This window comes from Rhizobium sp. BK176, assembly GCF_024808055.1.
Genome location: NZ_JANUBV010000020.1, coordinates 91,173 through 97,923 on the forward strand (window position 1 = coordinate 91,173; position 6,751 = coordinate 97,923).

At 57.8% G+C, this 6,751-nt stretch carries 5 protein-coding genes and 2 pseudogenes; 2 read left to right on the forward strand and 5 right to left on the reverse strand.

Going from position 1 to position 6,751, the window contains the following annotated elements:
- Positions 1 to 226 precede the first annotated feature (226 nt).
- The 3 genes and pseudogenes from mprF to FHT76_RS34010 form a co-directional block, all read right to left on the reverse strand.
- Positions 227 to 2,830 carry a bifunctional lysylphosphatidylglycerol flippase/synthetase MprF gene (gene mprF / locus FHT76_RS34000; protein WP_183757795.1) on the reverse strand — a complete coding sequence of 868 codons (2,604 nt, stop codon included), beginning with the start codon at positions 2,828 to 2,830 and terminating at the stop codon, positions 227 to 229.
- A 76-nt stretch (positions 2,831 to 2,906) separates the two neighbouring features.
- Entirely contained in the window at positions 2,907 to 3,197 is a 291-nt protein-coding gene (locus FHT76_RS34005) for a hypothetical protein (protein ID WP_183757793.1), read from the reverse strand.
- Positions 3,198 to 3,289: 92 nt separating this feature from the next.
- A pseudogene (locus FHT76_RS34010) lies at positions 3,290 to 3,412 on the reverse strand (aspartate-semialdehyde dehydrogenase); the annotation flags it as partial.
- A 72-nt stretch (positions 3,413 to 3,484) separates the two neighbouring features.
- On the opposite strand from FHT76_RS34010, the pseudogene FHT76_RS34015 reads away from it, so the two are divergent.
- Both FHT76_RS34015 and FHT76_RS34025 read left to right on the forward strand, forming a co-directional pair.
- Positions 3,485 to 3,643: pseudogene (locus FHT76_RS34015) on the forward strand (glycosyltransferase family 4 protein); the annotation flags it as partial.
- Between the two features lie 849 nt (positions 3,644 to 4,492).
- Positions 4,493 to 5,701, forward strand: a complete 1,209-nt coding sequence (locus FHT76_RS34025; protein ID WP_246720190.1) for a GGDEF domain-containing protein — start codon at positions 4,493 to 4,495, stop codon at positions 5,699 to 5,701.
- A 174-nt stretch (positions 5,702 to 5,875) separates the two neighbouring features.
- On the opposite strand, the gene FHT76_RS34030 is transcribed toward FHT76_RS34025, so the two are convergent.
- Together FHT76_RS34030 and FHT76_RS34035 are read right to left on the reverse strand one after the other, a co-directional pair.
- Positions 5,876 to 6,169, reverse strand: coding sequence for a type II toxin-antitoxin system RelE/ParE family toxin (locus tag FHT76_RS34030; protein WP_183757785.1), 294 nt, complete (start codon positions 6,167 to 6,169; stop codon positions 5,876 to 5,878).
- Complete coding sequence (locus FHT76_RS34035) at positions 6,169 to 6,423, reverse strand: type II toxin-antitoxin system ParD family antitoxin (protein ID WP_028828054.1); 255 nt, start codon at positions 6,421 to 6,423, stop codon at positions 6,169 to 6,171. Before FHT76_RS34035 ends, FHT76_RS34030 begins: the two co-directional genes overlap by 1 nt.
- Positions 6,424 to 6,751: the final 328 nt, after the last annotated feature.

Here is a 6,751-nt window from a genome sequence, read left to right on the forward strand (position 1 = left end):
ACTCTGAGGATGGATGATTGGCTTGCGCTTCATGCGGTAAGGACTACTGCTGCGGCCAACTGAAGCTTCATGTGTCCCTTTCCCATTGCCTGTTTCTTCTCGCAAGGTCAGAGTTAATAGTGGTGCCTGAAGTGCGCAGTCGCCTCAGGCAATAATGGACTGGCTTCGCAGTTCCAGGGCGATGAGCCGGTCGCCGGCTGCTCCCCGCGAACTTCGCAGGCTTCGATCATTTCCTGACGGCTCCCTTGAGTCCGCCGCCGATCAGAAATGTCGCATCCATCAATGCGATCATCGGATTGCCTCCTCCGGAGACCGCAAGATAGCGCGGTTGCCAGTGCGGATGAAACTTGGATTTGAAGGCGCGAAGCCCCTTGAAATTGTAGAAGCGCTCGCCGTGTTCGAAGACGGTGCTGCCGATGCGGTCCCAGACAGGGGCCGTTTCGCGTTTCGACATCCCCGAAAGCGGTGCCATGCCGAGGTTGAAGTGTCTGTAGCCCTCCGCTCTCAGATGTTCCATGATCTGCACCAAGAGGAAGTCCATCGCGCCTTTTGGCGCATCGGGCGAAAAGCGCATCAGGTCGATCGTGGCTTCGGACTTGGTTCCGGTGACAAGGATATTGGCAAAGGCAACAATTCGGCCGTCCTTCCTCAGCACGCCGACTGGCTGCGAAATGAGGTAATCGGGCTTGAACGCGCCGAGCGAGAAGCCCTTCTCCTTTGCATTGTGATGCTCGAGCCAGGCATTGGAAACGGCCGAGAGCTCGTCGATGATTCCGGGGACATTGGCGGGTTCGACGACGGTGAATCCCAACCCGTCACGCTGGGCTCGGCTCGCGGTCTGGCGCAAGTTAGCCCATTTGCCGCCCTTCATCTCGAAGGTGCGCAAATCGGCGATTGCCAATTCGCCGAGCTTAAAAGCGCGCAAGCCGGCATCGGCGCAGTGCGAAAGCAGCGCTGGCGAAATCTGGTAGAAGACCGCACGGCAGCCTGCAGCGCGCGCCGCTTCCACGAAGTGCCAGACCAGTTCCTGGACGCCACGATGATCGCCGATCGGATCGAACAGCGCGATCCACGAGCGGCCTTGCCGTCCATACATGATGAAGGCATCGCCCTTTTCCGAGAACATGATGGACTTGTCGCCCATGCGCACCAGATTGGCGTCAGCACTGTCCTGTTTGTCGACGATTTCCACGGCGCGGCGCACGGCTTCCTCATCTGCGGGTTCCGGCCTGAAAGTCACCGGCCGCAACAGGCTGAAGATAGCGATTACCGAGGAAATGATTGTAATGCCGAGCACGGCACGCAGACCGCGCGGCGCTTCCGCGGCAAATTCGAACTGCCACCAGAGTTCGTTGCTGTATTCCACGTCGCGATAGACGAAGAGCAGGATAACGACGGAACCGACGACGATGACGGCAATCGCCATTAGCCAGGAAGCGGTCATTGCCTGGTTGAGAAGCGACGCATGGCGGGTAAAGAGCTGGCGGCTGACGAACAGGCCGAAGACCAGAAAGGCCAGGAAGCCTGCCTCCACGAGAGCGATCGCCTTCAGCAGCGAGAATGTCAAAGCGGCAACCGCCGAGAATACGGCCACCCACCAAGCGCCGTCGAGCCGCTGGCTCAGGCCACGGGCGGCCACAACCAGTGCAAGACCAAACAGGCTGGAGAAGAAGTGTGCGCCCTCTACTATCGGCAACGGCAAATAATTGGAGAGGAATTCGAGATTCTGATCGGGCGTCGGCGTCACGCTCGAAAAGATCAGCATGACGCCCAGAAGCAGCGCCAGCGCCGACAGCAACTGCGGCATCAACCGACCACCAATGCGCCGTACGCTGGAGGCCGCCGGATGATCCACGAAACGGCGAAGCTCGGTCACCGAAACCGCAAGGATGGCGATCAGCAGCGGCAGAACGTGATAGATCAGCCGGTAAAGAACGAGCGAGCCGAGAACGGCATCGATATTCACCGCACTGCCGAGCGAGGCAATGATGACGGTCTCGAAAACGCCGAGGCCCGCCGGCACATGGCTCAGCACACCAAGCCCGACGGCGATCGCGTAGACCGCCAGAAACACCGGCCAGCCGATCGCGGTCTGCGGCAGGAGCACATAGAGCACCGAGGCAGACGCTGCGATATCGAATGCAGTGACCAGGAACTGGCGCGACCATGTGCGCGAATCCGGCAGCCGAAGTGCAATCGACCCGATTTCGATCACCCGGCCTTCGCGGCCGAGCACCATGAGAGAGCCGAGGATCGCCAGGATGACCGCAGCGATCAGGCGAAGCCACGGGCCGCTGACATTGATCAGCGGTGCGATCTCATTGGCGATGACAAGGAGCGCGATTGCCGCCACGGACGTCAGGCCGAGGCCGAAGGAAAGTGTGATGAAAGCAATGATGCGACCGATATCCTCGGGCGAAACCCCAAGACGTGTATAGGCGCGGTAACGGATCGCACCGCCTGACAGCGCGCCGAAACCGGCTGTATTGCCGACCGCATAGGCACTGAAGGCCGTCAGCGCGACATGCGGGAAAGGCAGACGCTGGCCGATATAGTCGATGGCATTGAGATCGTAGAAGACGAGTGCCAGAAAGCTCAGGGCCGTGAAAAGCAAGGCGAGCAGGATCGAACTCAGCCGCGTCTCTGCCAGTGCCGCCACCACGTCGTCGTAGCGCACCTCATCCGTCAACTGCATGACTGCGTAGCCGACGAGGCAGAACAGGGTCAACGTCGCAGCTGCCACGAGCTGTGTGCGATAACGACGGAGAAGGCCCCGGTATCCACCAGCATCTTCGCTTTGCATTTCTTCCAAATCGTACGGGTTCGCCATGTTACCAGCAAGAATTGTTGCCTACGGCAGCGCCAGCATGAGCGGACCTTTCATAGATCCGCCACCGCTATCTCTATCAGTGGATGGATCGATTGATGACACGATGGGGATAGGCGGCCTTGAACTGCGCCATCATCGCGCTGGCCTGCTGCAGCACACGTTCGGCCTTTTCAGGATCATCGCGAGCAAGTTCGTCGGCATTGACCCGCATTGCTTCCGCCATGCTGGCGGACATCACTGCAAACTTCCCTTCTCCGCGGACCAACGCCTCTTTTGAGGCAGTCTCGAGCCAACGAGCAAAGTCCACGATGATCTCTTCCCGCTCATCGATCTCAACGCTCTTGATGATGCTGATATTCTCTTCCATACAGGTCACTCCATACACAATCGGCGCACACACCGAGTTCAACGCCTCGGGTTGGGAACGAGCTAGGAAGACGAAAAATCGAATTCAAGAGTTCAGTGAAACTTAAACTCGCCCTCGAGACGTCGCCATTCGTTCGGTCCGATCAGACCCTTGTGTGTATGGCGGACGGAGTGCAGCGGCCCGTCGAGGCTGTCGCGCCGGAAGTCCACGAACCGGCCGCGTCCCCTCGAAGGACTCGAACATGATTTTCGCCGTCGACTCTTTGCTCAGTCGAGGAGGTTTTGCCGATGAAGATCGCGCAGATCGCACCGCTCGCCAAAAGCGTTCCGCCCAAGCTTTAGGCTGGAACCGAGCGCATTGTTTCCTATCTCACCGACGCACTCGTCGCCCAACGTCACGACCTCACACTTTTTGCCAGCGTTGATTCGATCACCGCGGCGAAGCTATAACCAGGTTCTCCGGCATGGTTATGTCGCATCTGTCAGTACCCAGCGTGTGTCGAAGTCGACAACGCAAATAAGTATACGACAGCTCGTGCGGTAAGGACGCACTCCACGCGGGTCAGCGTCGAAGAAGAAAATAATGCCCGCCTTCGCCCCGCGGCGAACCATACGCCTATCGCGACTTACCGCAATTGCATTTGACATAGGCGGTCGGGTTGGCCGTGAGTTAGTATCATCCAAGATCGATAAGAAGCTTGCGCTCTTTGTCGCCGCGGTGACTTGCTTATGAGTTCCGGATCGGATAGTCAGCCGCCGCGCCGGCATGAAGCCGGATCTCCGGAGACATGATGGCTAGACGACAGCTGAATCTTGCGGGTGGTGACGGCCCGACGCTGAAAGACGTCCGCCAAGCCGTCATCTTGTTGGAGTGCAGCGTCTGCGATCGTCGCGAAAGCTTCGAGCGAAAAGTCCTGGTGGCACAATTCGGCGCGGGAGCCAATCTATTGAAGCTGCGCCGGCGGCTGGCCATGGGGTGCGAGCGAATGGTGGGATCCGACGGCGACCGTTGCTCAACCCGCTTTCCGTGTCTCGAAAGCCGCAACTGCTAGGGATCCACATCCCACGTTAAAGGGCGCTCAACCGCAGAATGAACACCTGACGTCTGTACAGTAAAAGCTTCGTTTCACAACAGAACAGCTTTCGAGATGTTCGAATGCTCACGGCTCTACATCGTTAGGTAATGGAGGCCCGTCGGATAGAGGCTTATCTTGCCCGCGCCCGCATACTCTCTAGATCGTCCCCATGAATGTTCTTAGAAGGATACTGGCCGGCAGGTCGACTGTGCGCACGCGCATGCCGGCCCAGTGTCTTAGCCCAGAGATTGACCGGGAGGTCGAGCGCCAGCTGAGTGGGCGCACGCGCGACATTCGTTTTCACCCCAGCCTTCGCCGCCTCTTTCGCGAGCGTTCGTGGCCGCAGACCTCAAAAATCATACGCGCCTGGATGATCTGGGTGATCGTCCTTGACGCATTGACGCTGGCTCTCAACGCCGTCCTGCTTCCGGCCGAAGCGGTACGTTCCATGCTCCTTCCAGCATCCATCCTCGTGCCCGCCGCCCTCGTTGCGGCGGCAGTTTTCTCGATGACACGCGCCTACTGGGTTCAGGGCGCAACGATTCTCACGAGCATGTTCTTCATCCTTCTGTCGGTTGCCTTGGTCGGCGTTAGCACAGGGGGCCAGTTTTACGAGCGGCACTTGACCATCATGCTATTCGTGGCAGTCACGGCGATCGTCATCTTTCCGATACCGCTTAGCTGGTCGGCGACAATCGCAACTTACGCCGTTGGCATATACCAGCTTCAAAACCCCGAGATAGCCATGGGAAGCGCCGCGGCGGCAACGCTATTTTTTGCAAGCGGCGTGGCGGCGACTTTGGTGGCCCGCCGGACGGCCACCATCCTTGCCCAGAAGACTTTCCTGCTCGAGCTAAGGGATCGCAGACGGCTGGCTGATTTAACTGATGCCAATAATCGCCTCGAATTGCTGGCGCGAACGGATCCGCTTACGGGTGTGGCAAACCGGCGCTCGATGGTGGAAACCATTGGCAAGTGCTGGACGGAGGCAAAGGCGACTAGATCGAGCATCGCGATGCTGATGTGCGATATCGATGAGTTCAAGAAGCTGAACGACACTCTCGGCCATGCCGAAGGCGACCGCTGCCTGGTGAAAGTGGCGGGCATCATCCAGAGCAGTCTAAGAAGCGAGCAAGATCAGGTCGCGCGGTTTGGAGGAGAGGAATTTCTTGTGTTGCTTCCTAATTCAAGCGAAGAGGATGCACGGTCTGTCGCAGAAACGATCCGAAGCCGGGTAGAGGCTGCAGCTCTCGCCAACCCCTCGTCACGCGTTGCCCCCTGCGTCACAATTAGCGTTGGCGTAGCGGCAGGGACGGTTGATAGGGAAGCCATATCGCCGGACCAGCTTCAGCGTAGGGCGGATGCATCTCTGTATGATGCCAAAACGAATGGTCGTAACCAAGTCGCTGTATGCAAAGATTACGGTTGAGGATCTGGCGGAGCTCCGTCGGGACCTGCCCAAGCGAACTTCTCAGCTTCTTGATTGGTTTCTAATTTCATGGCGTTGCCGCCGTCCATTGCTTTCCGTGCAGTGAATATGCAGATCTACCGCCGTGATGGGATTGCACTAGCGACCAGCACATTAAATCGGCGAAGGCATTGATTAGAAAGAGTCTCCCGCCCAATCTTCATGGCCATGGCGGATACGGATCACGAATATGCTCCCGTCTTCGATGATGCGATACACCACAAGGTGCGCCTTGAACGGATGGATCCTTACAGGGGGAGAAATCTCACAGCGTTCGCGCGCCATTCTTGGGTTGGTGGCGATGAGTTCGAGCAAGGCAAAAAGCTCATCGTGATATCGTCTGGCAACTGGTGCTCCGAAGATCCGGATGCCTTCTTCCGCTATGGAAACAATATCCTCTTCCGCTTGGATCGAAAGGCTGAATGGCATCAAGCGCTTCCGCGGCTGATCTCGGCTCGAGCGGTGGCTGCAGCAAACAACTCGTCCCTTGAACGGCTCCCAACTCCGCTTCTAATCCCGTCGTCGACAAAGCGCTGCATCTCGGCAATCTTATCCGTACGGGCTTGGTCTCTGCGGATCAGGTCCCTGACATAATCGCTCGCATTCGAGTATCGACCTGTCTTAGCCTGTGCTTCCACCCAGTCTTTCATGGGATCTGGCAGGGATACATTCATCGTCGCCATTCGAGTCTCCTTTATGCTTGAGGATACGTGCTGATGGCAAAGTTTGTCAAATCCAAGATGAGGTCGCAAGTTACTGCTCTTGAAGGGAATCGAACCAAAGTCCACCGCCTCCGATACACTAAGCTGCTGTATCTTTTATGCTCAGCGTGGAAAGGTTCGTTCGCGACACATGGGTTCCATCATCGCTTTACGGCAACACATTTCACCTCAGCGAGGAGTCCCTGGTGCGCCAGTGACCTTGCCCCCAAGTTTTATCCAGTTTTAAGTTCGCTCCGGCGGTTTTGGGTTGCTGTATTTGGGGCGGTAGCGGCGGGTTGCGGTGCGGAGC

What these genes read in the sequence shown, in the direction of transcription:
- mprF (WP_183757795.1), bottom strand. Translation starts at nt 2,830, where the DNA reads ATGGCGAACCCGTACGATTTGGAAGAAATGCAAAGCGAAGATGCTGGT.
- FHT76_RS34005 (WP_183757793.1), bottom strand. Translation starts at nt 3,197, where the DNA reads ATGGAAGAGAATATCAGCATCATCAAGAGCGTTGAGATCGATGAGCGG.
- FHT76_RS34025 (WP_246720190.1), top strand. Translation starts at nt 4,493, where the DNA reads ATGCCGGCCCAGTGTCTTAGCCCAGAGATTGACCGGGAGGTCGAGCGC.
- FHT76_RS34030 (WP_183757785.1), bottom strand. Translation starts at nt 6,169, where the DNA reads ATGCCATTCAGCCTTTCGATCCAAGCGGAAGAGGATATTGTTTCCATA.
- FHT76_RS34035 (WP_028828054.1), bottom strand. Translation starts at nt 6,423, where the DNA reads ATGGCGACGATGAATGTATCCCTGCCAGATCCCATGAAAGACTGGGTG.